We start from the raw sequence: 24,709 nt of genomic DNA, 5'->3' as shown, positions 1-24,709 counted from the left end.
CTGCACTTTTTTCAGCATTGTTCATCTCAGACTTGCCGGGATCTCTTCCGGGAACAGCTTTTCCTTGAATAGCTTTCCCGGAATAACTGTTCCCGGAACGGCCCTCAGCTATCGGCAAAACTGACACTGCGCGGACCGCCACCCATTTTCTCCACCTGTCTGGCCAGACGCATGACCATGTTTTCCAGCTTGCTGATCTGCTGATCGTCTACGTCTCCCTGAATATGGAAAACCGGAGCAAACGAGACCTGAGTACCGCCTTGCTGACTGCTCTGTACCTGGTTGACCCGGTTTGACATTGCCATCATGTCCTGCGGACTGCTTCCGGCTGCCGGAGAAGACATTCCCGGCCCGGCCACTGCGTTTTCGCGGTCACGCATTCCGGCACCGGCTGAAGCTTTTTCTTTCTCCTTGTCGTCAGAAAATAGCGATTTGCCAGCCCAGCGTCCGAGCCATTCACCACCGATTCCGCCCAGATAAGAGCCAACCATACCGCCGATTGCTGTCCCGATAACCGGAACCACGGAGCCAATTGCAGCCCCGACGGTTGCACCGACGGCAGCCCCGCCCATACTTCCCAGCGAACCACCGATATCGGATGCTTTTTCCTGCCGGCTCAATGATTGATCAGCCAGGGTTGAACCGATGTTCAGCGCTTCTAATGCTGCGCCGACATAAGGTATTTTCTTGGTCAGCCGTTTGACCGGAGCGAAGCGGCGTCCGGCTTTACCGACCCGGCTCAGCATCCGCTGCCCCGGAATTCGTGCTTTCCGGACGTTTCTGAGGGTACTGAGTTGTCTGCGAACCCGTGGCGCAGAACTGACTCTCCGGCTGATACCACTATTGCGGCCGAGTCTGACTCTGCTTCTGTTTTGATGCGGACTGCGCCGACGGCTTTGTACCGGACGCTGACGTCTTGCCGTGGACTGAGACCGCCCGGAGCGACGCTGTTGTGTGTTGCGTCCGCCAATCCGGACATCATCGATTTCCGGATAGATATCCCGGACTATCTCATCAACAGCCGCCAATCGCGGATCAAGCCGTCCCAGCTGACGCATCGCACCACCGACAGAAAAACCACCACGCCGCATCCGGCTGCCGGGCCGTCTTCTGCGCATGGAGTTACGCCGGCGACTGTTCCGGGATGTTCCCGAACGCCGGCCTGAAACATTTGTCCGGCCGGAAGATTGTGACTGACCTGAACGTCGCTGTGTGGTGGTCGTTTGACCGCCAATCCGGACATCATCGATTTCCGGATAGATATCCCGGACAATCTCATCAATCGTCGCCAGACGCGGATCAAGCCGTCCCAGCTGACGCATCGCACCACCGACAGAAAAACCACTACGCCGCATCCGGCTGCCGGGGCGTCTCCGCCGCGTTACACTCTGGTGCCGCACCGATGCGCTTTTCTGACCGGAATGGCCTTTGCCATTCGGTGCTTTATTTGCTGAAGGTGCTTCATGTGCTGAAGGTGCTTTGTTCGCTGAAGAAGTATCACTGGCGGAGCTGGCAACAGCTTTATGACGGCCAGTCTTGTCACCCGACGTTTTACTGTGGGTTGACTGATTCCCGGCTGGCTGATTGCGAACTGCTTGTTTGCGAACTGACGGCTTGCGGGCCGTTTTACGATTGGTTTTTCCCTTGCGGCTGCCTTTCCGGTTCGGACTCTGACGCGAACCGGACTGTTTCATCTGGGCTGCACGTTGTTGCTGCGGTACTTCACCGCCGATGCGAACATCATCAATTTCTGGATAAATGTCCCGGACAAACGCATCAACTGCGGCCAGATGCGGATTAACCCGACCCAGCTGACGCATAATTCCGCCCACGGAAAAACCGCCGCGGCGGGTTTGGCTGCCGAAGCGTTTGGGACGGTTTGCGCCTGGCATACGGCGTGACGTCATGCGCCGGCCACGACGCCGGTATTGCGGCGCGGAAGCCGCGCCGCCTATCCGGACTTCGTCAATATCTGGATAAATATCTCTGACCAGTTCATCAAACTGTGCCAGATTCGGATTGAACTTACCCAGACGATTCAGTATCCGTCCGACTGACAATCCTCCGCCAGATGCCTGACGTCGCCGGTTACGGATACCCGAACCAACCCGGGTTCTGCCTGACTTCCGCGGTAATTCCGATAACTCCTGCGGTGTTTGCGGCTGCTTTGTACCCGTTGATTTACGGCGTTGCTGTAAAGTTTGATGCCCGCGTTTTGACGCCGGCACGGAAAAGGAGTGACCCACGCTGCGCTCATCTGACAGATGAGTTACGTGAATGTTCGTGATGTTCCTGGCATTGACTTTCCGGACATCAGTTGACCGGCCTTCGGTTAATCTGGGAAGGCGGGCGATATCGCTACGGATATTCTTCAGCGTATCGGTCTGCTCAACGGATTGCTCCAGGAGCTGCTCAGTGACAGAAAGAAGCGCCTGAGTATCCAGCCGCATGTCTGACTGTTGCAGGGTGGAAAAGATTTCCTCACTCAGTCCGGTGAATGTTACTGCCGGTTCTTGTGCATATCTTTCAGCTTCAGCGCCGGCTAATGCACTGCCGGGCAGGTCAATATTCCGGTTCTGCCGGATACCTGTTTCGCGTCCGTTCCAGTTACTGCGACCGAGACGCTTCATTTGCTGCTCTAATTGGTAAAAAACCCGGGGAACCAGAAAATCCACCCGGGTTGAAGCACCAATATCGACAGACACTGTTTGATCTGCCATCTTAGTCCTCTCTTTGCTCTTGCTGACTTAATGTTTCGCATTCAGCCAGCCAGTCATATAACTCAGCGATCGTTAGTTCCCGGAGTTCTCGCAGAGAGATTCCCCCGCAGAACCGGGAAATAACAAGGCAGACTTGGCGACAAACTGAGGGATCGGCAACAAAAAACAGTCATACGCTTTTTGCAGCTGGACATAATCATAAAATGCCAGTTGACCGATAAACTCGCGGGTTGTATTGGTCAGTGCCGCAAAGAGATGCGCTTCGTGCTCGCTTTCTTCCGAAACAGAACCATTGCTGGCAGCCATACGCCCGAGTTTCTGGGCGTGGATGACATCATTGGTGGTCGGCGGACGCATTTCGATCTCATGTTGCGGCTTACCGTCTAATTCAGTTGTAACCTGCAGTGAAACTTTAATTGGTGTATACATTCTGGCTCCTACGCAATACCTAATGCTTTATTAATGTCTGCCCGAAGGTCAGCACCGCCAACACGCTCAATTCCGGAGATCAGATCCACTTTCAGGATTTCTTCTCCATTGTTTTCGATGGTGTAAGCTGTCCAGGTGATCTTACAGGTTGTCTCAGCCAGCTTTTTCCGTTCAATTTCGCCCAGATCAAGCCCGATGACACGGCCCTGTACTTTGATCACAAACTTATCAACGCCAGATGTGCCGCGCATTGCCGAACGGAAGACAAACTGTTTTTCATGCCCGTTGGTCAAACCAAACAGCTTGATAGTCTCGATATTCGGCTCAGCCAGAGTGACTTCGAGGTCTTCAACAGTGACGGCGCCCATATCAATTTTCATGGTGCCGGCCATGCCGCCTGCGATGTACTCTTCGACTTCACGGTCCAGCGAAGGTAATTTAATCTTTGGTGTCAGGCCAATCATGCCTACACCGTCCTGATACCAGGCAAAATCAGCCAGTACTTTTGGTGGTCTGCGTTCCATAACTGCTCCTTACTCGAAAATCACATCAGCGTAATCGTTGACAAAATGACTCGTCACATGAATGGCCTGAGCGATTCCTGGTGGTGTGAAGTCATAGTCCAGATAAAAGTTTCCGGCGATGATTGAATCCGCTGGGTTTAAATCCGGATCAGCCCATACGGTTGCACCGTAGAGATGGCCTTTGCGGACTTCCCCGTCCAGACCGTTCTGAACCGTATCCACCACATCTTCAACGAAGGTGGCCAGAATTTTACGGTCCCGCGCCCATTTCAGGCCGCTGGTAATCATGTCCAGAATCATGTCATTGACGCGAACGTGTGAGTTGAACTGCCATTTCGGATCATCTGAACAGCTCAGGTTGCCCCAGCTACGATAGCCATCGTCAAGAATCACAGTGGTAATCTGGTTTTCATTGAGCAGATGCGCCATACAGTTAGTGTCGCCGTCGGCATAGTCGATCGGCAGCTCGGTGCCCAGCAGACCATTGACTTTACGGTTGGAAAGCGAAGCGCTGTAACCGTAGTTTTCATTCTGGTCTTTCTGGATTTCCAGACCCAGCATAAATGCAGACATTGGCACCAGACGTCCTTCAGCATTTTTCAGACGTGGCCAGAATAGTTCCAGGCGTTTATCACCCCAGAGTTTGCGATAAGCAACTGCATCTTCGTATTTGCTTCCCGGACAGTCGGCAAACACTTTACAGCGCAGACGGCTGGCGATCGGCAACAGCTTAGTCAGCACAGCCTGCTGATCTAAGAAGCCGGGAACAGCCAGAAGACGAGGGCGTTTTCCGGTGACTGAACTGACATCCAGAATCGCTTCAATACCGGCTTTCAATCCGGTTTCAGGATCTACACCGCCCATAATATTGGTGATTGTTGCTTCTTCGCTTTCGCCTTCTTCAACCCGAATCACACAAATTGCACAACGTTGCTGGTCATAAACCGCCGCCATTGCATCAGGTAGTGTTCCCCGATGCCCGCCAGCCATATCCAGCTTCGCCAATTTTTGCACACTTCCCGCAATCAAAACCGGAGTATTGACAGGGAAAACCGTAGGATCAGCATCAGGTGCCGTACCGACAACCACAGCAAATGAAGTATCGGCCATTGCCATTGGCCGGGTACCGCTATTGTCTGTTGTGCCGAAGATACCGTGTTTAAATGCCATAGTGGTTCCTCTATTTGGTTAGGACTCACCTTCAGCGGCTTATATATCATTTGATTCTTTCCCGGCTCTGAACATGGAGCCGTTTTCTGTCCGGTCACATCTGACCGGTCTGTCTGTTCTGTCTGAGCATTGATTTAACTGAATATCTGGCGATAACTCGCCAAAGCATTCGGGTCAACAATCGCATCGCGCGCTTTCTGGCGCTGCGTTAACAATGTCTGATAATCTGCATCACTCAGGGCAGTTTCTGTCCCCATCTCTTGTTGATCGCGATGACGGGTTACCTGCCAGTCCGTTGAGGCTAAAAACTGCAGATACTGACGATCCTGTTCGCTTTGGGTCAGGACAAAATCACATTCATCCAGGTCATAACCCAGTGCAACAACATCCTGCTCAGCATTAGCTGTCTCAAAAAAGCCAATCAGGGCCTGATCTGATTTCTGAATAACTTTCATGATTGATTCCTGAAGGTGTAGTAAGGGGTTGCAACTGTTTCTCCGACGCCTGCAAGCATGTGCTTTGGTGCCATTGGTATATAGGCATAAGGCAGTGCGATATAGATCTCACAGTTTTCATTTTCCGGTAAACCAAAGTTAAGTACATTGCCAGTCATATTCGTGACGGAGCTAATCCCGATCACCCGGTCATATAAGAACCATCCATCAGTTCCCGTATCGGTTTGGGACTTGGTAATCTTATTCGGCATATAGGTATGTGAGCCATAGCCGTTATATATCCCGGCATCCGTTCCTACAGCAAGGCTGCCGGAGACAATTTTGATCCAGAATTTCACACCCACTTTTTCAAATAAACCGAGCTTCTCAAGCGGCATTCGAAACAGTTTGGCTTCATTGGCTGCTGTGGAAGTAATTTTGAGAATGTTGCCATCCCCCAAGCCACCCCAGCCGTTTCTTAAACCGCCCCGGTGAATACGCGGCCCCATATAATAACGGCCATACCAATAAGGTAGCTCCGCTGTTGCCAGATCCGGAGTTGCTGCGACCTTTTCCGGTGCAACCGGAGTATACGGGCCTTCAAAACCTTTGGTATACGAGTGAACCGCTTCAATTTTACAGCCTGTATAGCTAGAACCTGTCGGATGCCCTTCCGGTTCAACGGCACGCATCATCGAGTTCTTAAACAAATTGAACGGTAACGGAACCGTTTCCTGAAGGTGCGCTTTAAACTGGTCAAACTCATGTTTGGCCTGATCGACCCGTTGATCGAATTTCTGTTCTGCTTGCTCGACCCGCTGGTCAATTTCAGAGATCTTATCGTCCACCCCACCGGTAAGATTATTCGCTGCCAGAACAAGCTCAGTGACTCTTTGCTCTAAGCTCATGTTTTTTAATTCCTATTTCAGAGTGTTTACAAGGCATCAGGAGCGTAATCTCTGTTCCTGCGGGAAGCGCATCACACTCATTCGCTGCCATCATGCGACTCAGTAACGGACTGCCGCGCTTTGACAGATATTGATAACACCCTTCCGATGACTGATGGAGGGGCTTATATCCGGTTCTTGATTAAAATCCCGCCTTCAGCGGCTTCGGGGGATTTCAGCTTACGCGAGGGAGGATTCAGTCACCGGCAGTTCCGGCCAGATGACATCATCCGGGTCGGTGTAGTTCTGTGGGATGTCACGCAGTGTCTGCCGGTAGGCAACAAATGCCTGCTTCTGTTCATCGGTCAGCGAAACATCCGGCATCTGGGTCCAGTCGCTGCGGGTAATCAGAGTATCGCGTTTTACCCGGACCTGTTCCCATTTAGCGACATGTATCGCATCGTGGCATAACTGGGCGGCTTCATCTTCGCCAAAACCCATTTCATATAAAATATAAGGCTCCGCCGGAACGTTATATAAAGTTTCACCGGTTTTAGAAACCAGTTGGTTAATCTGATAGATAGTGTCCATATTTACCTCACGCTTTCGGTGCATAACGACGGTCATAATCAGCGCTATAAGCCAGATTTGAACTGCCATAGTCACTGCCGAGAAATGCATCATCTTTCTGATAAGCTTTGACATTCCACTGGATTTCAAAAGTATCCGATCTGGCACTTCCTGCAGAGACTTCTCCCAGTTCACGGCTATACCACAAACTGCCGACAAAGTTTTTCAGAACGTTATAGGTCATTCCGCCACGCAGATAGCAACCACTATGAATGGAATGATACACGTTCTGCCCATTGGTATAGTTGTTATACAGTGGCTTACTGCCATCGATAGGGCGGGCAATACAACGCATTCCGAACTGAATCTGACGAATCGTCGGCCGGTATCGCTGATGAATTCGTTTAATAGTCAAAAAGTTTGCATCACCATCCCATGGACATGCATTACCTTCAAACTCGGTAAATAGGGCCGCCACATGAGGATCATGGTTTTTGAATGGATCTTTCTCGCTGTCAGTCGAGTAATGTCTGACAATTTGCAGGCGACTGACCCCATTATTATTGGTCGGCATACGCCACCAGACCGGAAAATAGTAATCGGTACTAAGCCCGGTCAAATCAATGACAGTGTTATAACGGGGTTCTCCGTCAAGGTTAATGGCTCTGGCAGATGCCCGCCACTGTTCGAAGCTGTCTTTCGCTTCGGTCATCTGCTGCTCAAAGCTATCTTTGGCTTCCGTTACCCGTTGATCAATTTCTGCAACTTTATTGTCAACAACCTGGGTCAGATGATTGGTGACCGTCACCAGTTCGGTGACTTTCTGTTCAACACTCATATTCCACCTTATGTGTTTTGTCTTGGTTATCGTCATTTCACCTTCGGCGGCTTCTGAATTGTGAATTTATGCCTGGGCCGGTACTTCATCCTCCGGTTTTTGTGGCCAGACAACTGTATCCGGGTCAGTATAATTCTGCGGAATATCCCGCAGTGCCTGACGGTAAGCAGCAAATGCTGTTTGTTGCGATTCGGATAATGGTGCGTCCGGAATTTGTGTCCAGTCCGTATTACTGATGAGTTGATCCCGATGAAGACGAACTTCATCCCATTTAAAACCCTTTGAAATCTCATTAACCCGTTCAAGGGAGATTCCATCTGCGAGAAGCTGTTCTGCGGAAGGATTTACATATAAACGTCCGCCAATCATAACTTGTGCCATAGGTGCCTCTTTGGTTGTGATAGATCCATTCATTGACATCCAGTCAATATTTTTGGTTCAGCCGCCTTATCTCATGCAAGCGCAGTGTTTTCTCTGATGATGTGATTATTCGTGGTCAGTTTGAACATACTGTTCAGGGAGGCGCCTTCCGGAAAACCCTCAAAAGTCGTACTGTTCAGGTCAATCACCTTCGGGACGTCTTTATCGCACAAAGCTGAGTTTTGCCCTTCATTAATCACCTTGCAAAGGCTCATTGATAACAACAAGTGGCCATAGTTGAAAGTAAACAGGCAGAAATCCTGCTGACGTATCGTGCAACGGATAAACTGCACCTCAAAATGAGCCAATTCGTTATCTCCTTCACCCCGGGAAAAGAAACCACCATAGTTACTATTAATCTGATTGCCAATCGAACCGCCATAAACATGATAGTGTTCATGATCCGAAACAATACCCGTCTGAATTTCCACCTGCCTGAATTTGATGTTCATCCGGGAAGATGCTTCGAAAATACTACTCACCTCGGTATCACTGTTAAATGTTGTCGGCATTGCTCTGATAACCGGTCGACTGTCTTCCGAAGGTGCGCCCCAGGATCCAATGACTAAGTTCTTCTCTGATGCAGAGACACCATGACGATAAACTTCAAAAGTTTGATTCGGGCGTAGCAGGATTTCTCCCGAAGCGCCATTCGGAACCAGTTCGATCGCCTGATTTAAAGTTTTCACCGGAGTCGCACCGGTCAGGCCATCATTGCTGTCTTTTCCCGACAAGGCATCGACATAAACAACCCGGTGTATATTTTCCCGAATGGCCTCAGGGATAGCCGTGGTTGCCGATTCTACTTTCTGATCAATTTCCGTTATTTTGCGATTCACCGTCGAGGTCAGTGTATCCGACGCCTCAACCAGTGCCGCCACTTTTTGCTCTAAGCTCATACTTTCAGCTCCTGTGGTTCATGTTGTCACAGTAAACGGTTGCTTTCGCCAGCATCAGTTTCCTGTGTCTCATTTACCTTCAGCGGCTTTGTATGTCTGACTATTCTGTAATGATTGCTCGTTTCAGTGATGAGTTTCCGGTTGCTCCGGCCAGACGACTTCATCGGGATCCGAATAGGTTTGCGGAATATCGCGCAATATCTGACGATAAGCTGAAAATGCCTTTTGTTTCTCATCTGTCACTGGTGAATCAATCGTCTGCGTCCAGTCAGTCCTCGCAATCAGAAGATCGCGCCGGCGACGAATTTCACTCCAGCGCTCATCCTGATAAGCCGCCTGTAAAAATTCCGCAGATAAATCCGGGTTAATGGTATGACCGTCCTGATCAGTATTGGAAACAGGAAAAGCCAGGAAATGAATCCCTTGATAGAGATGATCGTGAATGATTTTCATGCGCTTACCACCTGAACCTGATGACCTGAATAATCGTATAACGTGTTGTTGCGGAAATGGACACCTTTGCCATACAGCACAGCCCCGTCCGCGGTTACATCAGCTGTCGTTAAATACTGGCAGGCAACAACAACCCCTTCACCGGGATACGAGTTCCGGCCGGCGCTTCCGGCGCAAAGCCCTGTGACATATTTCCCCAGCTTGATGTTTAGGCGGTTAAATGACACCGGGAAAATACCGTTGTCATAATCGATGCCACCCATCTGAACCATGGTCTGATGAACGCGGAAGAACCACTGATCGCCCTTTCCGGAAGAGATACAGTCACTGGTTTCCAGCGTCCCCTGCTGAATAAACAGTGAAGTATCACGGGCTCCCAGAATTTTATAGATAGCCGAACCGACAACCGTTCCTGCTGCATCCGTGATACTTCTCGCCGGAAATTTTAATGTGTGGTTATTTAAAAACAGCTGGATATGGCGGCCGGCAAAACCGATATCACGATCCAGAGCGATATCGGATAACAGGTAAATACGGATAAATGCATGGTACGGCACATCATATCGTATCGCGGCGAAAAGTGACTTCAACGGATGGGCCTGAGAGCCATCGTTTTCATCATGGCCATTTTTGCCATCAACATACAAAGAGATGCTCATAGCATCGACGATTTTTCGGGGAATTTGACTGATATTCTGGTCAATCATCTGTTGATACCGGCCCACACTGTCCTGTGTGACCTGAGTTAAACGATCCGATGATGACACAAGTTCGCTTACTTTCTGCTCTAAAGACATTCTTAGCCTCACTTGATGGTGAACAATCAGACGATTTCTGTCTGATCTGTTGTATCGACAGCCATGTGGCAGAGATTTGTGTCCGGCAAATCTCATGACTATCAGAAAATCACCTTCAGCGGCTTCGAAACTATTCAGATTTACTTTGATTCAGGCAACGGATAGCGCGTTTTAATCTCTGTGACTTTATCACGCCAAATCTGCGCTTTTGTCTCCGTCTGGTCGTACTGCCATTCCATATACAGCGGATCCGATTCCGCCTGATAGGCGCTTTTTCTTAACGCATTCATTCTTTTCACCCGATAAGTGTCGGTGAAATCAACATCAGGCTCTCCATAGGTTTGCCGGAAGTCATCCGACAGAAAGGAAGATCGGAACATGTCCAGTTCCTGCTCCGTTCCTGAACTGGCGTGGAATAGTGTGCCTGATTTTTTTTCGATAAATACAGCTTCCATGATCTCGCTCCTTATCCTTTATTGATGTCAGCTAACGTAGCATATGGGAATGATGTGATCTCATTGAGACCGAGAGTCCAGCGATCCGAATCCCCCAGATTGACGAAGATATTGCGCAGATCAACAACAAATTCCCCCGCCGGTTGGTCATCGGGAATATAAAATGAGCAAATCGCTTCGCTTTGGGTACTTTGATAGGTTAATGGTGCAGCGGTTGTCCACTCGGTTGCAGATAAATCGAGAAGGCGTTTCCCGGTTTCCCAACCGATTTGGAAACGTTCAGCACCATCATTCTTGACAATACGATAGTCAAAACCCCGGGTGGTTTTGATGTAATAAGGTGAGTTTGAGGCCTTATGTCCCTGCCCTTTGGCCCATAATGAACCATACTTTTTCCCGGTTGGAGTACTCCACTTAATCGTAGCCCGGACAAACAGCCCCGGCAGTTCCCACCAGGATGAATCCGTCTCCTGCATCACCTCCAACTGAACACTTATCCCTTGTGTCCAGATATAGAATCCGGAAGGTGTTGTGCCATCGGCCTCCAGACGTCCCAGTGTTGCATTATTAAACAGATTGAAATACGGATAGCCGAGTTTGGCATCGGCAATGAAGTGTTCGACTGAGCGCTGGGCGCTCAGTACTTTCTGGTCAATGTCTCCGATTTTGTCTTCGACAATTTGTGTTAACGTGTTACTGGCTACAACCAGTTCCGATACGGCTTGTTCGATCCCCATGTTTCCCCCTGGGTGTTATCGTTGATTGACAGATCAACGCGACGCTGATCTATTTGTTTTTCTCCAGTTCCATCACCCGCAACATCAACTTCAGATGACGTGACATATTGTTAATTGACGCAGTGGCATTGGTTATATACTGTTCGCCCCATGCAGCCAGACTCAGGTTTGCACCCGTGCTTTCGATGGTGACTGACTCTGCCGGTAGTGCATCCAGGGCCAGATCAAAAGCAAGCAACAACGGTACGTTTGCTGAGTGATAGGCCAGTGGATTGGTATCCGACCAAATCGCCAGTGTTGTCCCGTCTTCCAGAATGAAGCCGACTTCCCGAACCCAGAATTCACTGCCACCATCTGCAAGTGCGGTGACATGAATCTGGTGTTCTCCGATACGCTGACCGTCTGCAACGGCAATACGCATACGCTCATTCACCAAACCCAGTTCAGTTTTCTGCGGTACTCGTCCGTGATCACCTAACGCAATATGTGTAATCCGGGCGGACAGGCCGTCATTGCCTTTGTTAAAAACTGCCGCCAGGCCTTTATTGGTGATTACAGGTACTAATGCAACGGTTTCACTCACGCTGCTGCCTCCATTTTTACTCTTAATACAGCCCAACTCTGAGTCACTCCTGCCACAAATACTGTGGCTGGCTGAAGCTGTGAATCTACAACGGCGTTCGCTGTATGACGCGTCAGGCTGACACCGTTGCCAGCCATCGCCGTACCAATGTGTGTCCCGGTAACCAGAGGTTCTTGTACCGCTGAAGAATCGCAGCGGACCATTGCGGTTGGGTTAGTGATTGCGCTTCCCACGGTCAGCGTGTTCGGACCCAGTTTTGCCCCGACTTTCATGTCATAGTGGCTACGAACATTCTTGGTGTTATCAATCGCCGAGCGAATACGCTGATACATGGTGTCGGATAAGAATTCTGACTTACCCGGCGCTAAGTTTTTATTCACCCAGGCAGTTACGGCAAACCGGCCGGGTTTCAGCGGTGGTGAAGTTTCAAACCATTCGTTCAGCTCGGTCGTCACACCAAGCGCTGCCAGCGCAGCTTCAACACCACCACGTGTTCCTTTATACATATGAACGGTCAGTGCTTTTTCACACAGATCACGTTTAATCGAGTCGTCCCAGTCATCATCCCAGTCATCAACACTGAGTTCCCAGGCCAGGTATGGCAACAAGTCAGCACGACACTTCCGGGGGTTGAGAAAATTTCGGATATCCCGCTCAATTTGCTGAAGTTCTTCCCAGAAGATCTGTTCAAGAATCCGTTCTAGATCACCGGCAGAGGGTGGTAACTGACTGTGAAATGTCATATCAATCCGCCTTTCTACGCACAATAATCTCACGACAGTACGGAGCCTGAGAGCGATTACAGTGTATTCTGGACTTCGGCTCGATCAGGTCAACATCAATGACTGGCTGAGAGGTGGCTGCCCCACCGATTTCTTTGATATGAATCGCTCCGGTAATAGCAGACAGAGAGACCATTCCGCCCAGAACATGGGTTTCTTTGATTAACTGTTCCAGACGTCTTCTGGCTTCAGCCAGTATTTGTTCTTCTCCGGGGCCGGAAGACAGCTCCAGCTCGGCTTCAATTCTGTAGGAAATAATCTCCGCAGGATAAACGGAATATTTATCACTCAGAGGACGCTTCATTGTCTGGCTGACATAGTCATAAACCGTCTGACATAGCTGCTCTGATGCTGAACCGTCGCCTTCCCGGCTCAGAATATACTGATTGACAATCATTTCTTCCGGACTATCAACGCTGGCATCCAGGACATCTTCATCAGCATTCAGAGCATGGAAAATATAAGCACCTTCTGCTCCGGCAGTCGAAAACCCTTCCGGAGCCATCTGAATTCGGCGCCGGTACTGTTCATCACTTTCCTGCTCAAACCGTTCCACCGGCCTGAGCGCACCGAGCTGTTGCAGATTACTGCCGGTAGCAAATGCCACCATATTTTCCAGAGAGATATCCTGGAACTCCTGACGAGCCCGGGTAATCGCTTCCGCCATAGACGAAAACGCGAAATAGAGCGGATCTCCAGCTTTCGGGGGATCAACATGCTGGAGTTCCGCGAACCGGTTTAGCATTCTGGTTCTGACAGATACCGCGTCCAGTTGCTGAACAATTTCCGGCGGCGGTAACTGAGATAAATCAATCTGGCTCACAGGCTTAACCCCGAAATTTCTTCAATGCTGCCATCAAATAACAATTTGACTTCAACCGATAAGGTCATCTCGTTCTCTCCCCTTTCTAACCAGGCTGAAACCAGTTGTATCTCATCGGTAAAACCGTTGGGAGGGTGAGCAATCATGTCTGCTACATCTGCGTAGATATCAATCTCCAGCTCAGGTGCAATCTTCGCATCAATCCGGTAAGGCAGGTTCGAACCATAATCACGGGCCAGCGGCACTGTTACCCGCCGAGTCCGCATACATCGTTGCAGACGTTGCTTTAACTCAGCAACACCAGAGATCAGTTGCCCTGTTTTTTCGTTAATACCAAAGGCCATATCTACTGCCTCTGCGTTGTTGATGTCGTCATCGGAACACCATGGGTATGAGTATGCGTATTATAAATACTCCGGTCGGCAGCCATCGAACGGACGCCGTCGGCAATATCACCGGTACTTTTCTGACTGCCGTCATGCTCAATATCTCCGACCAACACAATCTTCGGCGCCTGAACCCGAAATTGCTGATCAACTTCGAGGTTGACCTTGCCGGTAATTTTGCCGGAAAGCAGATGGCTTTCCATGTCGTACTCCAGCCAGGTGCCGTCCGGGAATTCCCGGTAAAACCGGTTCAGATCCTCTTTAGGCTGGTCAAAAGATGTCTGATTCAGACTAGCGATAATGACTCCGCTTTGAGTATTAAACTGTTTCAAAACCATCACTTGTTCGCCTTCCTGTAATGGCTGCCAGTCTTTGACCTGCCCGGCATGACCGACATTGGCAGGAATCCAGTCTGTGTACAAATCCGGTGTGAAACGAACCTTATAGCGCAAAGGCTTAGCCTGAACTTCAATAATGACACCGACCTGAATCATGTCTGAAATCAGACGTACCAGTTGTGCCTGGGTAAACTCACTCATTTTCATTCTCCGAAACAGGGAAATAATCATCCCGGTGATCCTGACCAATATCCGGCTTCTGGCTGGCAAAAATCTTATCCGGCATATTTGCCGGACCTTCGGGAAGCCAGTCTAAGTCACTACCCAGATCATACTGGCCAGCAATACATTCACAGGTGAACCAGCCATCCGGCGTTTCCTTTTGCTGTGAAGTCGCCACACTTTGGATCGTAATGTTGCCAACAGCGGCTGAGGAACAGAAATCCCGCCACTGCTTTAAAAATTCCAGTTCCTGTCTTTCAACATCAATACCGCTGGCCTGAGCACCACAGTACAATCGCCCGATAGCCCGCAGATAAATTTCCGTCGCATATACGTTTCCGACCGGCCGCTCACCGGTATACACCAAGGTTAAAATTCCCGGCGCCAGTTCATGATCGGCATAAGCACTTCTGTCCTGCCAGTTCCGGGTTACGACTCTTTGTGGATATTGCAGCCGGAACTGCCGGACAACATCATCGAGAATTTCATTCAAATCACGCACAGTGACTCCTTACCTGTCGGAATGGATTTCTGGTTCGGTATCAGAAAGCTCATTTGCGTATTACCCGTTCCGAATCGCATATCCGGCCAGCGCAGCCAGAAAAGAGAGCAGCAACCAGACAACTTTACTGTGGTACTGCGTCTTCACATCTGTCCCGCCCTGCTTTTGCTCCAAAGGTAAAACCCGGCTTTCCAATGCTTCAATTTCTTTGTCATGACGACGAAACTGAGACTCTAAATTGTTATGCTTGATTTGCAGCTCAACCATCTGCCGCATCAGCTCTGTTTGCTGCTGCATACACTCACGCATCTCATCCCGAAAGGCAGTAAATTCTCTCTGGGAGATCCCCTGCATACTGGACTCATTTCCCATTCAGGCTCCCGCTCAACTGCTTATTTTTCACAACGCTTCCCTGACTGCTTCCCAACCAGAAAGCAACACCGGTTCCGAACGCGCCCAGAACTGTCCCGGCAATCATGATCAGTACCTGAGCATAGGCTTGTGGAGGCTGACCAAAGAACAGCGCCGCAAACAATCCACTGACCATCAGTGCTAAAATCAGGGTCAGCACCCATGGCATCCAGTGATCCCGGTGTTGTCGCCGGGCATCCTGCGTATCCGCCATTTTGGCTTGTTCATAATCGAGAAGCAGGGCCGTCTCTTTGAGTTTGAGTTTTCTCAGTGCGACCCGCTCATCACTTTCCATCTGGGTGATTTTCAAGAGCGCATCCGGATCCGATTTCAGTGCTGCTTCAATACTTTCCGGAGTCGGTTCAACGCCCAGTTTATCGGCGATCAAAGCCCCGACACCGCTTCCCGCCGGGCCGCCCAGCAATCCGCCGATCAACGGTGCAGCCGTGGCAATTAATGACTTCACGTTATCCCACATATTTACGGCGCTTCACTCTTATTTGAATCCGACGGAGTCTGGCCCCGCAAAACCAGTTCATTCTGGAATTCTTTCAATAACGATTTACGTTGCTGCCCGGCCTGTTCCAGTTCAGCCAGCCGGACAATTTCACCCTCATGCATCTGAGCAAGATACGGTTTGATATCGCTGATTTTCCGCTCGAGCAGGCGAGAAAAAATCCGGTCCTGTACCTGACCAGCGTCATGCAGATTGGGATTATCGAAATGAATCACGGACAAACGTTCTGCCTGCAGAGGCTGTACCACACTCGTCCCGAAATAACGCGGCGTCTGATTAAAATTGATATAGAGGATCTTCAGCTGACGATTAACCTGTGGTTTTGCCGGAACAAAACGGGCGTCAACATGACAGGTTTCTCCTGCCGGAACAGTGCATCCACCGATCGTCATACTGTGACTGGAATGGTTGGTATAAGGAACCATGATTGACATAACGACTAACCTCAATAAAGAAGAAGCACCCACAGCTAGGGAAAAGGTAGTCAACGACTCAAACAGCAAGGCGGGACAAGCGTCGTGAAACAACACCTGAAACACTCAGCCCCGGTCGTCACTTCACGTCAGTCTGTCAGAATTGAAAATTATCAGGAGGGTGCGCCCTCGTAGAGCGGGCGCAGGAAAAGTGTCGGCAGGCAATAACCTTAAATCTGTTTACTGATACAGACAAAACTCTATCAGCTGCTTTTCGATACTCTGTCGGGTGCGTAGCAACAGCAACAGATGAATGACAATCCGGTCACCTTGCGGTTCGACTTCATACAGCAGCCGAAAATCATGAATATTGGCATTTCTGACGGTATTAACACCCATCTCAACCAATTCAGGACAACGGGAATATGCGTAAGGATGTTCGGTAACACACTGTTCAAACCGGTCCAGAACACCTTCAATCCGTTCGATTACCTGGATTTCGTCGGACCACTGACTCAGATACACGATGGCGTTGTCGACCGTTTTATCAAAAGATTCGGTCGTCTGAATCACGACATGCTGTTTTTGCGCCATACGTTGTTACTCTTTATTCTTATGAGAAATTCTATTCTTATGAGAGATTTTTATGATTGATCGTCGTTAAATCTGTCTTTGGCAGTTATTCTTTGTCTGAAAGCTATTCTTGGTCTGAAAGTAAGCGTTTTTTTTCTGATAAACGAGTTTTCAGGCTGTCCAGCGGTGCAACCCGGCCTTCAACAACATCCTGCTTCGCAAGCATAGTCATTTTCATCATTGCAATCGCATCATCACGGCGCTGCTTTTCGGCGTATGATTCAACAACATATTTCGGCATCCCGTTCTGGGTAATGACCAATGGCTCATCCAGTGGCAGATCCGCCGCATTTTTTTTCAGAAAGCTGATGGTTTCCGTATTCATTCCCATATCCTCACCCGATGTTATGAATCGTTCCACAATGATAGTGGTTCAGGCTGAGAATAGACTAAATAAAGTCTGGCATCAAGCAATCAAACCAAATTAAGGCTAAATTTAGTCTATTATGTAAATGTCCGATGCCAGCAGTGCAGTTTTCACTGCCCGGCTTTGATGCTCTGATTACTAATCGGAACCCTCACCCAGCGTTTGCAGCGACACAACGCCATTCCCTCGACAATTTTTACACAGCGGGAACGGATCACACCTTCACGGTCACAAATCCGATGCCCGCAAAGGCACATCACTTCACTCACAGTCTGTGATGCATCCTGCTCTGAATACTGATAAGCAGTATTAACTTTCATACGATTCACTCCTGATAGATGGCCCGGTCACCACAGTCTGACTGACACCGGCATTATATCGGACTTCATTAAGAAAAAAGGGGTCACTCACACTGCCCTTGGTAACCTCGCTCTGTAATTTACGCCACTCCCTTTCCATCACCTTCAGACGACTCAGGGAAAGCGTACTGCGAGTCCAGAACACCAGCTGATGCGGTATTTTCTGCAACGGCATTCCTGCATGAATCAGTGTATAAGCTAAAACCTTACGCAGATGCAGATTGAAGGTCAGATATAATGGCACATAAACCCGTAGCATTCTTCGCTCCGGCGTATACGCAGCCTGATACAGCCGCCGCCAGATATAGCGGTACTCTTCGGCAGTGACCGTGACATAGATTTCAAACAGCGCCACATTCAAACGCTGCGCATCCAGCCAATGCTCAAACTCATCTGCAGACATTTCGTCATATCGTGCCGTATATTTGGGAACGGCAATGCGTAAACGTCTTTCCATCCGGATACTTTCTAAACGGCGCCACAACTTCAGAAAAGTCACCGGCCCCACATGTATCAGAATGTCACGCCAGTGCTCCGGCAGTTGCAGACACGCAAAAGCAGCAGCAATTTCTGAACGGCTCAGTGAACATTCCAGCTTACTACAGTGAGTCAACACCGAGTCATCCATCCGAACAAGTTTATCCTTACACAGACTGCCGATCCCGGCAGCCGTGACCTGATGGTCATGCAGTACATGCAAATATTTCTGAACTGAGATATACACAGCAAACCTCCGTGAAGACGAACTTCGCAGACACAAAGGGCTCGGACACCTCAGAATATGAATATACCCACATCACGACATCTTGATGTAGCTTTAAATATATTCAGACAAGCAGTAGCGCAGAAAATATTTTCAACAAATTTATCCACAGACTTCAATTATAAACGAACCACCAGAATAAATAAAATACGCACAACTCATTTCTTGTATTGTGACTAAGTTTCAACCCTGGGCTCACCATAGATAAAAATACCCATGGAAATATGGGTAAGCATTCAAAACGAAATAATAGACAGTAAAAACATATAGTTAAATGAAATAAAAATCAAAAGTCATCCATGATCTTATCAATGATCTTCCCGAAAACCAGTGGAATAAAAAATAAGCATCTCTCATTAACTTCTGGGAAAGTACATATACATTTTCATTCTGTACATCTCCTCTATATCTTTCTTTTTATTTAGAAAATAAAAAATAAAATAAATATAAAGAAGTAAGTTAAAAAATATAACTCATGGAATAAATAACCTAATCGATGGAAAAAATACACCAATATATGGAAGCAATCAGAGCGTCCGTCCAGAAATAGCGGGGAAAGCGTAGAATGAATCCAGCGATCCATCACTTTATATCAGTCGCTCCCTGATTAGCATGAATACAAACAGACACACTGTTCTGCTTTTCCCGGCTGAAGACCATAGATAAGACGAACGTTCATAACCCAGAAGCCCTCCGCCCAGGTCACAGGAACCATAGAGTAACCGGATATGATTCACCGGAGGTTGCACATGGCTCAAGACAACGTATTGATTACCCTAGCGCAGGAAAAACTGGTCAAACTGATTGATTTTGAAGAAGGATGGCGTGAAGTACCCTATCTGTGTTCAGAAGGTTACCCAACCATCGGATTTGGTTTTCGGATCGGTCCCAAAGAGAGTGCACTACATCACTACCAATTTACCTTACCCCGGCAAGCCGGCGAAATCTGGCTTTCTTCCCTGCTGGCATCGGTCACCAGCGAAGCAGAGCACACACCCGATATCAAACGAGCTCTGGCATCCTGCAACGAAGCAAGGCAAGCCGTTCTGATATCCATGGCCTATCAAATGGGAACAAGTGCACTGAACCAGTTTAAAAAAACACTGACAGCAATCGAGAACCGTCGCTGGGACGAGGCTCATGACGAAATGCTGAACAGTCGCTGGGCACAACAAACCCCGGCACGTGCACAAAGGCACGCCCAACAAATGCTGACCGGCACCTGGTATGCCGGGTACAAAGTTTCAGATCTATACAATATAAAGTGATTACAGTTCCAAAACCGAACCATGGTTGATTGTCTTCATTGAGTACAACTGAACCAGAATGAACTGTGAAATATGAACAATCAGATGCAATTACTTATAAATCATAAAATTAAAATAGAGATATGATGTCATGGTGTGTCGGGAAACGGTATTTCTATATAAAAATAAAAAACACTTTACATCAAGTTAACTTGAGGTTTTATACTCCTTTATGCATTGGTAATAGTTATGGAAATGAACAAATATATATCAAGAATTGCAGAATATATTTGGATGCTTATCAAAAATAGAATAAGGAGTTTGCAATGATTCACTTAGAACACGTCAATCTGATCGTCCGGAAAGCCGATCTTCCCGAAATGCTGAGATTCTATCAGGCTGCTTTCCCACACTGGCATATCAGAGATCAGGGAGCTGCTGACTGGTACGGCAAACCTCGTCAGTGGCTGCACTTCGGTGATGACTATCAGTATCTGGCTATCAGTGATAACGGTGAAGGAGAAAACCGGGACCTGACCGGCCATCAGGTTGGATTGGCACACTTTGCCTATGTCACCAACAACCTTGATGCTATCGTGACTCGCCTGACTGCTGCCGGTTTTGAAATCGCAAAAGATGGTGCAGTGCACCCTCACCGGAAAAATATCTATTTTATCGATCCGGCAGGATTTGAAGTCGAATTTGTCGAATATGCCAGCGATATCATCAGTGAAAGAAACAGTACGGTTTAATCCTGACATCAGGATAAAAAAAGCCGCAAAAATGCGGCTTTTGTCTGAACTGAGCTATTGAGAATATAGATTCAAATCACATCAACAGGCAGGGCTCAGAATCTCTGCGGGACATTTGAATCTAAAGTTCGTTACACTCACCAGAATGAATAACAATCAGCAGCACAAAAATGAAACTGTACCTGAACGGCACCTCACCTTACGCGAGAGTAGTGCGTATCGCAGCCATAGAAAAGCAGCTTGAAGACCGACTGGAACTATGTTGGGTTGATCCCTGGCAATCCTCACCGGATTTTCTGGCAAAAAATCCGGTTTCTAAAGTACCGGTACTTGAAACCGATACTGGTGAATCACTGACCGAAACCCTGCTGATTTTATTTTATCTTGATCGGCAACAGCCAACTCCCACACTATTGGACAGTCCGGAGGGGCTTGCTTTGCTTGGATTAGGACAGGCACTGATTGATGCAGCTTTTCAGACAGTCATCTACCGAAAATATGCAGAAAATAGCGCCCAACATCCTTTGGAAAAACGCCGCCTCGACGCTATCACCAGAACACTGGCTACTATTGAAGAACAAATAAGTACTCACAAAACAGCAAAGAACCATGCATTGAGATTCTGTGATATTGCAATCGGTGTAGCGTTGAGCTACCTCGATTTCCGCTTACAGGAAATCGACTGGCGTACCGACTTCCCTCATCTTGCACAGTGGTTTGAACCTGTGAGTCATTACAGAAGCTTTACCGTGACTCGTTTCCAATAAATTCCGGCATATGGTTTCAATTAAAAAACGCTCTGAATAACGAGCGTTTTTTTATGGCTTTAGAACTCAAACTGATAGCAAGTCGTATGATGATAATCCTGACCCGGCCTGAGAATGCAGCTTGGTTGTGCCCATTCGGGATGATTGGGGGAATCCGGTAGAAACTGCGTTTCCAAAGCAACACCGGCATATCCGGAACATACTTTTCCGTGACGTCCGGGCGTACCTTTCAGCCAGTTACCGGTATAAAGCTGTATTGCCGGCATCGTTGTCGTGACATGCATTCTGACCTGTTCGTCCGGGGCAGTTAAGGTCGCAACCGGTTGTAAAACATCCCGGTTAGCCCGGAATAAATAGGCATGATCATAACCCTGTACAGCCATTTGCTGCTGATCCTGCATGAGATCCCGGCGAATTTGTTTCGCCTGACGAAAATCAAAACCAGTGCCACTGACATCCTGAAGTGCTCCCAGCGGAATACCATTGTCATGAATAGGCAAAAACTCATCGGCATCCAGCCAAAGCCTGTGATCCAGACAGGAGTGTCCTTTGTCTGCACCCTGCAAATTAAAGTAAGCATGACTGGTTAAACTGACCGGAGTCGGCTGGTCGCTGATCGCATGGTATTCAATGCGAACCTGATTCTCTTCTGTAACCGTATAAGTGACCGAAACCTGCAACCGGCCGGGGAAACCTGAATCGCCATCCGGGGAAACCAGAGAAAACCGGACCTGATTGTCTTTCTGCCCGGAAACATCCCAGCGGCGGGTATGAAAAGCTTCATCACCGCTATGCAGACAGTTGCCATGTTCATTCGCATGGAGTGAATACTGGTTTCCCTCCAATGCAAAAGAGGCATTAGCAATCCGATTGGCGTAAGGACCAATCGTCATTCCCAGATAAGCCTGTTGAGACAATAAATCTTGCTCAGAATCAACCCCGAGCAGAACTTCTCGCTGTTCATGATCACGCAACGGTAACCGGCAACTGAGCCAGGTCGCTCCCAAAGCGGTCAGTTCAATCCGCATCCCCTGCGAATTACGCAAGACAATCGAATCTGCCAAGAGTCTTCGTTCATCTGCCGGGGTTTGCCCGGCATGTAAATTTTGCATCACTATTTCCTCATGATTCGGAAATCAGACCTGCCCCATGTGTCGCCTGACAGACATAAATCGTTGCCTGTAAACCGGTTGCAGCTTCATACTGCTCATCTACCGCGGCCCGGACTTTCTCAACCAATGCTGGTGGAATCAGTGCAACGACACATCCGCCAAAGCCACCACCAGTCATCCGCACACCGCCCTGTTCACCGATTTCTGCTTTAATCAAATCGACCAGAGTATCGATTTCCGGTACTGTTATTTCGAAATCATCCCGCATTGAAATATGGGACTGTGCCATCAGCTCAGCAACTCTTCTGATATTCCCGGCAGCAAGTGCCTGTGCTGCTTCAGTCGTCCGGTCATTTTCAGTAATCACATGCCGGGCTCTTCTGGCAACAACATCATCGAGCTCATGGATTCTGGCATTCAGCTGCGCAAGTGTCACATCCCGTAAGGCTTTAACGCCAAACTGACGGGCCGCCGTCTCACACTGTTCACGACGTGTATTATATTCACTGTCTACCAACCCCCGCTGTTTGTTCGAATTGATGATCATAACCATCATATCTTCAGGAACGGGAACCGGCCGGATTGTCAGATCCCGGCAGTCGATCAATAATGCATGTTTTTCACGGCCTTCCGCTGAAATCAGCTGATCCATGATGCCACAGTTACAGCCGACAAATTTATTCTCTGCCTGCTGAGCATTCAGTGCAATCTCTTCCTGACTAATTTCAAGGTTCAACAGCACTTTAAATGTCTGTCCAATGACTACTTCCAGTGCTGCCGAAGAACTCAGCCCGGCTCCCTGCGGAACATTACCACTCACAGCAATATCCATACCACACAGCGAATAGCCACGTTCTAATAAGCATTTCACGACACCACGAATATAATTCGCCCACATTTTATCCTGCTGAAATGTGATCGGTGCCTGGAGATCAAACTCGTCCTGCGCATTCTGATAGTCGGCAGAAACGACCCGAATGATTGAGTCTTGCCGTTTAGCTGCAGCAACAACCGTCTGATAATTAATAGCACAGGGTAAAACAAAACCATCATTATAATCAGTATGTTCACCGATAAGATTCACACGGCCCGGCGCCTGAATCAGATGACTTGGCTGGTACCCGAATACTCCGGAAAACGACGTTTTCACATTCTGAACTGGATTCGACATCTTCAACTTCTCTTTTTTAGTTTGTTTATATCAATAACCGTATGAATATACTCAAATAACCTCAGTGAACATCATTCGGTACTGGAGCAAAACTCAGGCCTGCTCTTTATAATGGACTTCACTCACATCCCGCAGATACTGAGCTGCCTGCTCCGGTGTCAAATCCCGCTGAGTTTCGGCCAGCATTTCATAACCCACCATGAACTTGCGGATCGATGCACTACGCAGTAATGGTGGATAAAACAGTGCATGCAGTTGCCAATGATTAATTTCTGTTCCCTGAGCAAAAAATGGCGCATAGTGCCATCCCATCGAATAAGGGAAAGAACAGTGGAACAGGTTGTCGTACCGGCAGGTTAATTTTTTGATAGCTAAGGCCAGATCATCTCGTTGTGCATCTGTTAGTTCACTCATACGACGCACATGCATTTTCGGTAATAAGAGAGTTTCAAACGGCCATGCAGCCCAGTAAGGTACGACTGCCAGCCAATATTCCGTTTCAACCACAGTCCGGGAACCATCTTTCAGCTCTGTCTGAACATAGTCGACCAGCATATTCGAACCATGAGTAGTGAAATACTCTTTCAACTGCTTGTCTTTTCGCTCAATTTCGTTCGGCAGAAAACTATTTGCCCAAATCTGACCATGCGGATGAGGCTGGGAACATCCCATCAGCTCCCCTTTGTTTTCAAATGCCTGAACCCAGACATATTGCTGGCCCAGTTCTTCAATCTGTTCATTCCAGGTCTCAACAACTCCCCGAATCTGCCGCAGTTCAAGTTCCGGCAATGTTTTACTGTGATCCGGAGAAAAACAGATCACCCGACTCAGTCCCTGAACCCCTTGAACTTTCAGCAGTGGGTGGTCAACGTCGGAAATCACAGGAGAGTCCGGCATTAACGCCGAAAAATCATTGTTGAATACATAAGTTCCATGATAGTCAGGGTTCACTTCTCCGGAAACCCGTTCGTTGCCCGGGCACAAAAAACAAGACGAATCATAAGACGGTATAATCACCTGACTCGGCGGCTCATTGAGACCACTCCATGGACGTTTGGCACGGTGTGGCGAGACCAGAATCCACTGTCCGGTCAGTGGATTGTAACGACGGTGGGGATGTGAGCCCGGATTAAATGATTGATTCGACATCTTCACTTACTCTTCTTTGGTGAATACAACAATATAATTAGGTCATTTGCTTAGAGTGACTAAGCGGCACATGCTACGA

At 48.4% G+C, this 24,709-nt stretch carries 33 protein-coding genes; 3 read left to right on the top strand and 30 right to left on the bottom strand.

What is annotated here, in order from left to right:
* Positions 1-104: 104 nt before the first annotated feature.
* The 27 genes from OCU74_RS17705 to OCU74_RS17575 all read right to left on the bottom strand — a co-directional run bounded on the left by OCU74_RS17705 (position 105) and on the right by OCU74_RS17575 (position 18,393).
* Entirely contained in the window at positions 105-2,720 is a 2,616-nt protein-coding gene (locus OCU74_RS17705) for a hypothetical protein (protein ID WP_087481041.1), read from the bottom strand.
* 72 nt (positions 2,721-2,792) lie between these two features.
* Entirely contained in the window at positions 2,793-3,149 is a 357-nt protein-coding gene (locus OCU74_RS17700) for a phage tail assembly protein (protein ID WP_087481042.1), read from the bottom strand.
* An 8-nt stretch (positions 3,150-3,157) separates the two neighbouring features.
* A complete protein-coding gene (locus OCU74_RS17695; RefSeq protein ID WP_087481043.1) occupies positions 3,158-3,673 on the bottom strand; it encodes a phage major tail tube protein in 516 nt (171 codons plus the stop codon).
* Between the two features lie 9 nt (positions 3,674-3,682).
* Positions 3,683-4,843 (bottom strand): phage tail sheath C-terminal domain-containing protein, encoded by a 1,161-nt coding sequence (locus OCU74_RS17690; protein WP_087481044.1) that lies wholly within the window; start codon positions 4,841-4,843, stop codon positions 3,683-3,685.
* Positions 4,844-4,977: 134 nt separating this feature from the next.
* Positions 4,978-5,298, bottom strand: coding sequence for a hypothetical protein (locus OCU74_RS17685; RefSeq protein ID WP_087481045.1), 321 nt, complete (start codon positions 5,296-5,298; stop codon positions 4,978-4,980).
* Positions 5,295-6,185 (bottom strand): hypothetical protein, encoded by an 891-nt coding sequence (locus OCU74_RS17680; RefSeq protein ID WP_087481046.1) that lies wholly within the window; start codon positions 6,183-6,185, stop codon positions 5,295-5,297. The genes OCU74_RS17685 and OCU74_RS17680 overlap by 4 nt, the downstream gene beginning before the upstream one ends.
* A 219-nt stretch (positions 6,186-6,404) precedes the next feature.
* A complete protein-coding gene (locus OCU74_RS17675; protein ID WP_234993577.1) occupies positions 6,405-6,755 on the bottom strand; it encodes a tail fiber assembly protein in 351 nt (116 codons plus the stop codon).
* 7 nt (positions 6,756-6,762) lie between these two features.
* The gene (locus OCU74_RS17670; protein ID WP_087481047.1) at positions 6,763-7,572 is read right to left on the bottom strand and encodes a hypothetical protein; all 810 of its coding nucleotides are present in this window, start codon (positions 7,570-7,572) and stop codon (positions 6,763-6,765) included.
* A gap of 66 nt (positions 7,573-7,638) precedes the next feature.
* Complete coding sequence (locus OCU74_RS17665; protein ID WP_234993578.1) at positions 7,639-7,953, bottom strand: tail fiber assembly protein; 315 nt, start codon at positions 7,951-7,953, stop codon at positions 7,639-7,641.
* Between the two features lie 71 nt (positions 7,954-8,024).
* Positions 8,025-8,891: a hypothetical protein gene (locus OCU74_RS17660; protein ID WP_087481048.1), complete on the bottom strand. Its 867-nt coding sequence runs from the start codon at positions 8,889-8,891 to the stop codon at positions 8,025-8,027.
* 123 nt (positions 8,892-9,014) lie between these two features.
* The gene (locus tag OCU74_RS17655; RefSeq protein ID WP_087481049.1) at positions 9,015-9,344 is read right to left on the bottom strand and encodes a tail fiber assembly protein; all 330 of its coding nucleotides are present in this window, start codon (positions 9,342-9,344) and stop codon (positions 9,015-9,017) included.
* On the bottom strand, positions 9,341-10,141 hold the full coding sequence (locus OCU74_RS17650) for a hypothetical protein (RefSeq protein WP_087481050.1): 801 nt from the start codon (positions 10,139-10,141) through the stop codon (positions 9,341-9,343). Before OCU74_RS17650 ends, OCU74_RS17655 begins: the two co-directional genes overlap by 4 nt.
* Before the next feature lie 140 nt (positions 10,142-10,281).
* Complete coding sequence (locus OCU74_RS17645) at positions 10,282-10,596, bottom strand: hypothetical protein (protein WP_087481051.1); 315 nt, start codon at positions 10,594-10,596, stop codon at positions 10,282-10,284.
* A gap of 11 nt (positions 10,597-10,607) precedes the next feature.
* The gene (locus tag OCU74_RS17640) at positions 10,608-11,333 is read right to left on the bottom strand and encodes a hypothetical protein (RefSeq protein WP_087481052.1); all 726 of its coding nucleotides are present in this window, start codon (positions 11,331-11,333) and stop codon (positions 10,608-10,610) included.
* 49 nt (positions 11,334-11,382) lie between these two features.
* Positions 11,383-11,916 carry a phage tail-collar fiber domain-containing protein gene (locus OCU74_RS17635; RefSeq protein ID WP_087481053.1) on the bottom strand — a complete coding sequence of 178 codons (534 nt, stop codon included), beginning with the start codon at positions 11,914-11,916 and terminating at the stop codon, positions 11,383-11,385.
* On the bottom strand, positions 11,913-12,659 hold the full coding sequence (locus OCU74_RS17630) for a phage tail protein I (RefSeq protein ID WP_087481054.1): 747 nt from the start codon (positions 12,657-12,659) through the stop codon (positions 11,913-11,915). The genes OCU74_RS17635 and OCU74_RS17630 overlap by 4 nt, the downstream gene beginning before the upstream one ends.
* Before the next feature lies 1 nt (position 12,660).
* Positions 12,661-13,521 carry a baseplate assembly protein gene (locus tag OCU74_RS17625; protein WP_087481055.1) on the bottom strand — a complete coding sequence of 287 codons (861 nt, stop codon included), beginning with the start codon at positions 13,519-13,521 and terminating at the stop codon, positions 12,661-12,663.
* Positions 13,518-13,865 carry a GPW/gp25 family protein gene (locus tag OCU74_RS17620; RefSeq protein WP_087481056.1) on the bottom strand — a complete coding sequence of 116 codons (348 nt, stop codon included), beginning with the start codon at positions 13,863-13,865 and terminating at the stop codon, positions 13,518-13,520. Before OCU74_RS17620 ends, OCU74_RS17625 begins: the two co-directional genes overlap by 4 nt.
* A gap of 2 nt (positions 13,866-13,867) precedes the next feature.
* Positions 13,868-14,446 carry a phage baseplate assembly protein V gene (locus OCU74_RS17615; RefSeq protein WP_087481057.1) on the bottom strand — a complete coding sequence of 193 codons (579 nt, stop codon included), beginning with the start codon at positions 14,444-14,446 and terminating at the stop codon, positions 13,868-13,870.
* Positions 14,439-14,969: a hypothetical protein gene (locus OCU74_RS17610; RefSeq protein WP_087481058.1), complete on the bottom strand. Its 531-nt coding sequence runs from the start codon at positions 14,967-14,969 to the stop codon at positions 14,439-14,441. Before OCU74_RS17610 ends, OCU74_RS17615 begins: the two co-directional genes overlap by 8 nt.
* Positions 14,970-15,029: 60 nt before the next feature.
* A complete protein-coding gene (locus tag OCU74_RS17605) occupies positions 15,030-15,341 on the bottom strand; it encodes a chromosome partitioning protein ParA (protein WP_234993579.1) in 312 nt (103 codons plus the stop codon).
* The gene (locus OCU74_RS17600; RefSeq protein ID WP_087481059.1) at positions 15,331-15,858 is read right to left on the bottom strand and encodes a hypothetical protein; all 528 of its coding nucleotides are present in this window, start codon (positions 15,856-15,858) and stop codon (positions 15,331-15,333) included. The genes OCU74_RS17605 and OCU74_RS17600 overlap by 11 nt, the downstream gene beginning before the upstream one ends.
* Before the next feature lie 2 nt (positions 15,859-15,860).
* On the bottom strand, positions 15,861-16,331 hold the full coding sequence (locus OCU74_RS17595; RefSeq protein WP_143693200.1) for an ABC transporter ATPase: 471 nt from the start codon (positions 16,329-16,331) through the stop codon (positions 15,861-15,863).
* Between the two features lie 219 nt (positions 16,332-16,550).
* Entirely contained in the window at positions 16,551-16,904 is a 354-nt protein-coding gene (locus OCU74_RS17590; RefSeq protein WP_087481061.1) for a type II toxin-antitoxin system RelE/ParE family toxin, read from the bottom strand.
* A 103-nt stretch (positions 16,905-17,007) separates the two neighbouring features.
* On the bottom strand, positions 17,008-17,268 hold the full coding sequence (locus OCU74_RS17585; RefSeq protein ID WP_087481062.1) for a prevent-host-death protein: 261 nt from the start codon (positions 17,266-17,268) through the stop codon (positions 17,008-17,010).
* A 152-nt stretch (positions 17,269-17,420) separates the two neighbouring features.
* Complete coding sequence (locus OCU74_RS17580) at positions 17,421-17,630, bottom strand: hypothetical protein (protein WP_087481063.1); 210 nt, start codon at positions 17,628-17,630, stop codon at positions 17,421-17,423.
* Positions 17,620-18,393, bottom strand: a complete 774-nt coding sequence (locus tag OCU74_RS17575) for a hypothetical protein (RefSeq protein WP_087481064.1) — start codon at positions 18,391-18,393, stop codon at positions 17,620-17,622. The genes OCU74_RS17580 and OCU74_RS17575 overlap by 11 nt, the downstream gene beginning before the upstream one ends.
* Positions 18,394-19,181: 788 nt before the next feature.
* Here OCU74_RS17575 and OCU74_RS17570 point away from each other — a divergent pair.
* The 3 genes from OCU74_RS17570 to OCU74_RS17560 all read left to right on the top strand — a co-directional run bounded on the left by OCU74_RS17570 (position 19,182) and on the right by OCU74_RS17560 (position 21,198).
* Positions 19,182-19,700 (top strand): glycoside hydrolase family protein, encoded by a 519-nt coding sequence (locus tag OCU74_RS17570; RefSeq protein ID WP_087481065.1) that lies wholly within the window; start codon positions 19,182-19,184, stop codon positions 19,698-19,700.
* Positions 19,701-20,005: 305 nt separating this feature from the next.
* Positions 20,006-20,431, top strand: a complete 426-nt coding sequence (locus tag OCU74_RS17565; protein WP_087481066.1) for a VOC family protein — start codon at positions 20,006-20,008, stop codon at positions 20,429-20,431.
* A 170-nt stretch (positions 20,432-20,601) separates the two neighbouring features.
* Complete coding sequence (locus tag OCU74_RS17560; RefSeq protein ID WP_087481067.1) at positions 20,602-21,198, top strand: glutathione S-transferase family protein; 597 nt, start codon at positions 20,602-20,604, stop codon at positions 21,196-21,198.
* A 59-nt stretch (positions 21,199-21,257) separates the two neighbouring features.
* Here the strand turns inward: OCU74_RS17560 and galM are convergent, their stop codons facing one another.
* From galM to OCU74_RS17545, 3 genes are all read right to left on the bottom strand, one after another.
* Entirely contained in the window at positions 21,258-22,310 is a 1,053-nt protein-coding gene (galM, locus tag OCU74_RS17555; RefSeq protein ID WP_087481068.1) for a galactose-1-epimerase, read from the bottom strand.
* 10 nt (positions 22,311-22,320) lie between these two features.
* Positions 22,321-23,481 (bottom strand): galactokinase, encoded by a 1,161-nt coding sequence (gene galK / locus OCU74_RS17550; RefSeq protein WP_087481069.1) that lies wholly within the window; start codon positions 23,479-23,481, stop codon positions 22,321-22,323.
* A gap of 93 nt (positions 23,482-23,574) precedes the next feature.
* On the bottom strand, positions 23,575-24,630 hold the full coding sequence (locus OCU74_RS17545; RefSeq protein ID WP_087481070.1) for a UDP-glucose--hexose-1-phosphate uridylyltransferase: 1,056 nt from the start codon (positions 24,628-24,630) through the stop codon (positions 23,575-23,577).
* Positions 24,631-24,709 lie beyond the last annotated feature (79 nt).

The sequence above is a fragment of the Vibrio mangrovi genome (genome assembly GCF_024346955.1).
GTDB lineage: Bacteria > Pseudomonadota > Gammaproteobacteria > Enterobacterales > Vibrionaceae > Vibrio > Vibrio mangrovi.
The sequence above is the reverse complement of the archived record's forward strand: the minus strand, read 5'-3'. Positions and strand labels throughout refer to the sequence as shown.

What these genes read in the sequence shown, in the direction of transcription:
- OCU74_RS17705 (WP_087481041.1), bottom strand. Translation starts at nt 2,720, where the DNA reads ATGGCAGATCAAACAGTGTCTGTCGATATTGGTGCTTCAACCCGGGTG.
- OCU74_RS17700 (WP_087481042.1), bottom strand. Translation starts at nt 3,149, where the DNA reads ATGTATACACCAATTAAAGTTTCACTGCAGGTTACAACTGAATTAGAC.
- OCU74_RS17695 (WP_087481043.1), bottom strand. Translation starts at nt 3,673, where the DNA reads ATGGAACGCAGACCACCAAAAGTACTGGCTGATTTTGCCTGGTATCAG.
- OCU74_RS17690 (WP_087481044.1), bottom strand. Translation starts at nt 4,843, where the DNA reads ATGGCATTTAAACACGGTATCTTCGGCACAACAGACAATAGCGGTACC.
- OCU74_RS17685 (WP_087481045.1), bottom strand. Translation starts at nt 5,298, where the DNA reads ATGAAAGTTATTCAGAAATCAGATCAGGCCCTGATTGGCTTTTTTGAG.
- OCU74_RS17680 (WP_087481046.1), bottom strand. Translation starts at nt 6,185, where the DNA reads ATGAGCTTAGAGCAAAGAGTCACTGAGCTTGTTCTGGCAGCGAATAAT.
- OCU74_RS17675 (WP_234993577.1), bottom strand. Translation starts at nt 6,755, where the DNA reads ATGGACACTATCTATCAGATTAACCAACTGGTTTCTAAAACCGGTGAA.
- OCU74_RS17670 (WP_087481047.1), bottom strand. Translation starts at nt 7,572, where the DNA reads ATGAGTGTTGAACAGAAAGTCACCGAACTGGTGACGGTCACCAATCAT.
- OCU74_RS17665 (WP_234993578.1), bottom strand. Translation starts at nt 7,953, where the DNA reads ATGGCACAAGTTATGATTGGCGGACGTTTATATGTAAATCCTTCCGCA.
- OCU74_RS17660 (WP_087481048.1), bottom strand. Translation starts at nt 8,891, where the DNA reads ATGAGCTTAGAGCAAAAAGTGGCGGCACTGGTTGAGGCGTCGGATACA.
- OCU74_RS17655 (WP_087481049.1), bottom strand. Translation starts at nt 9,344, where the DNA reads ATGAAAATCATTCACGATCATCTCTATCAAGGGATTCATTTCCTGGCT.
- OCU74_RS17650 (WP_087481050.1), bottom strand. Translation starts at nt 10,141, where the DNA reads ATGTCTTTAGAGCAGAAAGTAAGCGAACTTGTGTCATCATCGGATCGT.
- OCU74_RS17645 (WP_087481051.1), bottom strand. Translation starts at nt 10,596, where the DNA reads ATGGAAGCTGTATTTATCGAAAAAAAATCAGGCACACTATTCCACGCC.
- OCU74_RS17640 (WP_087481052.1), bottom strand. Translation starts at nt 11,333, where the DNA reads ATGGGGATCGAACAAGCCGTATCGGAACTGGTTGTAGCCAGTAACACG.
- OCU74_RS17630 (WP_087481054.1), bottom strand. Translation starts at nt 12,659, where the DNA reads ATGACATTTCACAGTCAGTTACCACCCTCTGCCGGTGATCTAGAACGG.
- OCU74_RS17620 (WP_087481056.1), bottom strand. Translation starts at nt 13,865, where the DNA reads ATGGCCTTTGGTATTAACGAAAAAACAGGGCAACTGATCTCTGGTGTT.
- OCU74_RS17615 (WP_087481057.1), bottom strand. Translation starts at nt 14,446, where the DNA reads ATGAGTGAGTTTACCCAGGCACAACTGGTACGTCTGATTTCAGACATG.
- OCU74_RS17605 (WP_234993579.1), bottom strand. Translation starts at nt 15,341, where the DNA reads ATGGGAAATGAGTCCAGTATGCAGGGGATCTCCCAGAGAGAATTTACT.
- OCU74_RS17600 (WP_087481059.1), bottom strand. Translation starts at nt 15,858, where the DNA reads ATGTGGGATAACGTGAAGTCATTAATTGCCACGGCTGCACCGTTGATC.
- OCU74_RS17595 (WP_143693200.1), bottom strand. Translation starts at nt 16,331, where the DNA reads ATGTCAATCATGGTTCCTTATACCAACCATTCCAGTCACAGTATGACG.
- OCU74_RS17590 (WP_087481061.1), bottom strand. Translation starts at nt 16,904, where the DNA reads ATGGCGCAAAAACAGCATGTCGTGATTCAGACGACCGAATCTTTTGAT.
- OCU74_RS17585 (WP_087481062.1), bottom strand. Translation starts at nt 17,268, where the DNA reads ATGAATACGGAAACCATCAGCTTTCTGAAAAAAAATGCGGCGGATCTG.
- OCU74_RS17580 (WP_087481063.1), bottom strand. Translation starts at nt 17,630, where the DNA reads ATGAAAGTTAATACTGCTTATCAGTATTCAGAGCAGGATGCATCACAG.
- OCU74_RS17570 (WP_087481065.1), top strand. Translation starts at nt 19,182, where the DNA reads ATGGCTCAAGACAACGTATTGATTACCCTAGCGCAGGAAAAACTGGTC.
- OCU74_RS17565 (WP_087481066.1), top strand. Translation starts at nt 20,006, where the DNA reads ATGATTCACTTAGAACACGTCAATCTGATCGTCCGGAAAGCCGATCTT.
- OCU74_RS17560 (WP_087481067.1), top strand. Translation starts at nt 20,602, where the DNA reads ATGAAACTGTACCTGAACGGCACCTCACCTTACGCGAGAGTAGTGCGT.
- galM (WP_087481068.1), bottom strand. Translation starts at nt 22,310, where the DNA reads ATGCAAAATTTACATGCCGGGCAAACCCCGGCAGATGAACGAAGACTC.
- galK (WP_087481069.1), bottom strand. Translation starts at nt 23,481, where the DNA reads ATGTCGAATCCAGTTCAGAATGTGAAAACGTCGTTTTCCGGAGTATTC.
- OCU74_RS17545 (WP_087481070.1), bottom strand. Translation starts at nt 24,630, where the DNA reads ATGTCGAATCAATCATTTAATCCGGGCTCACATCCCCACCGTCGTTAC.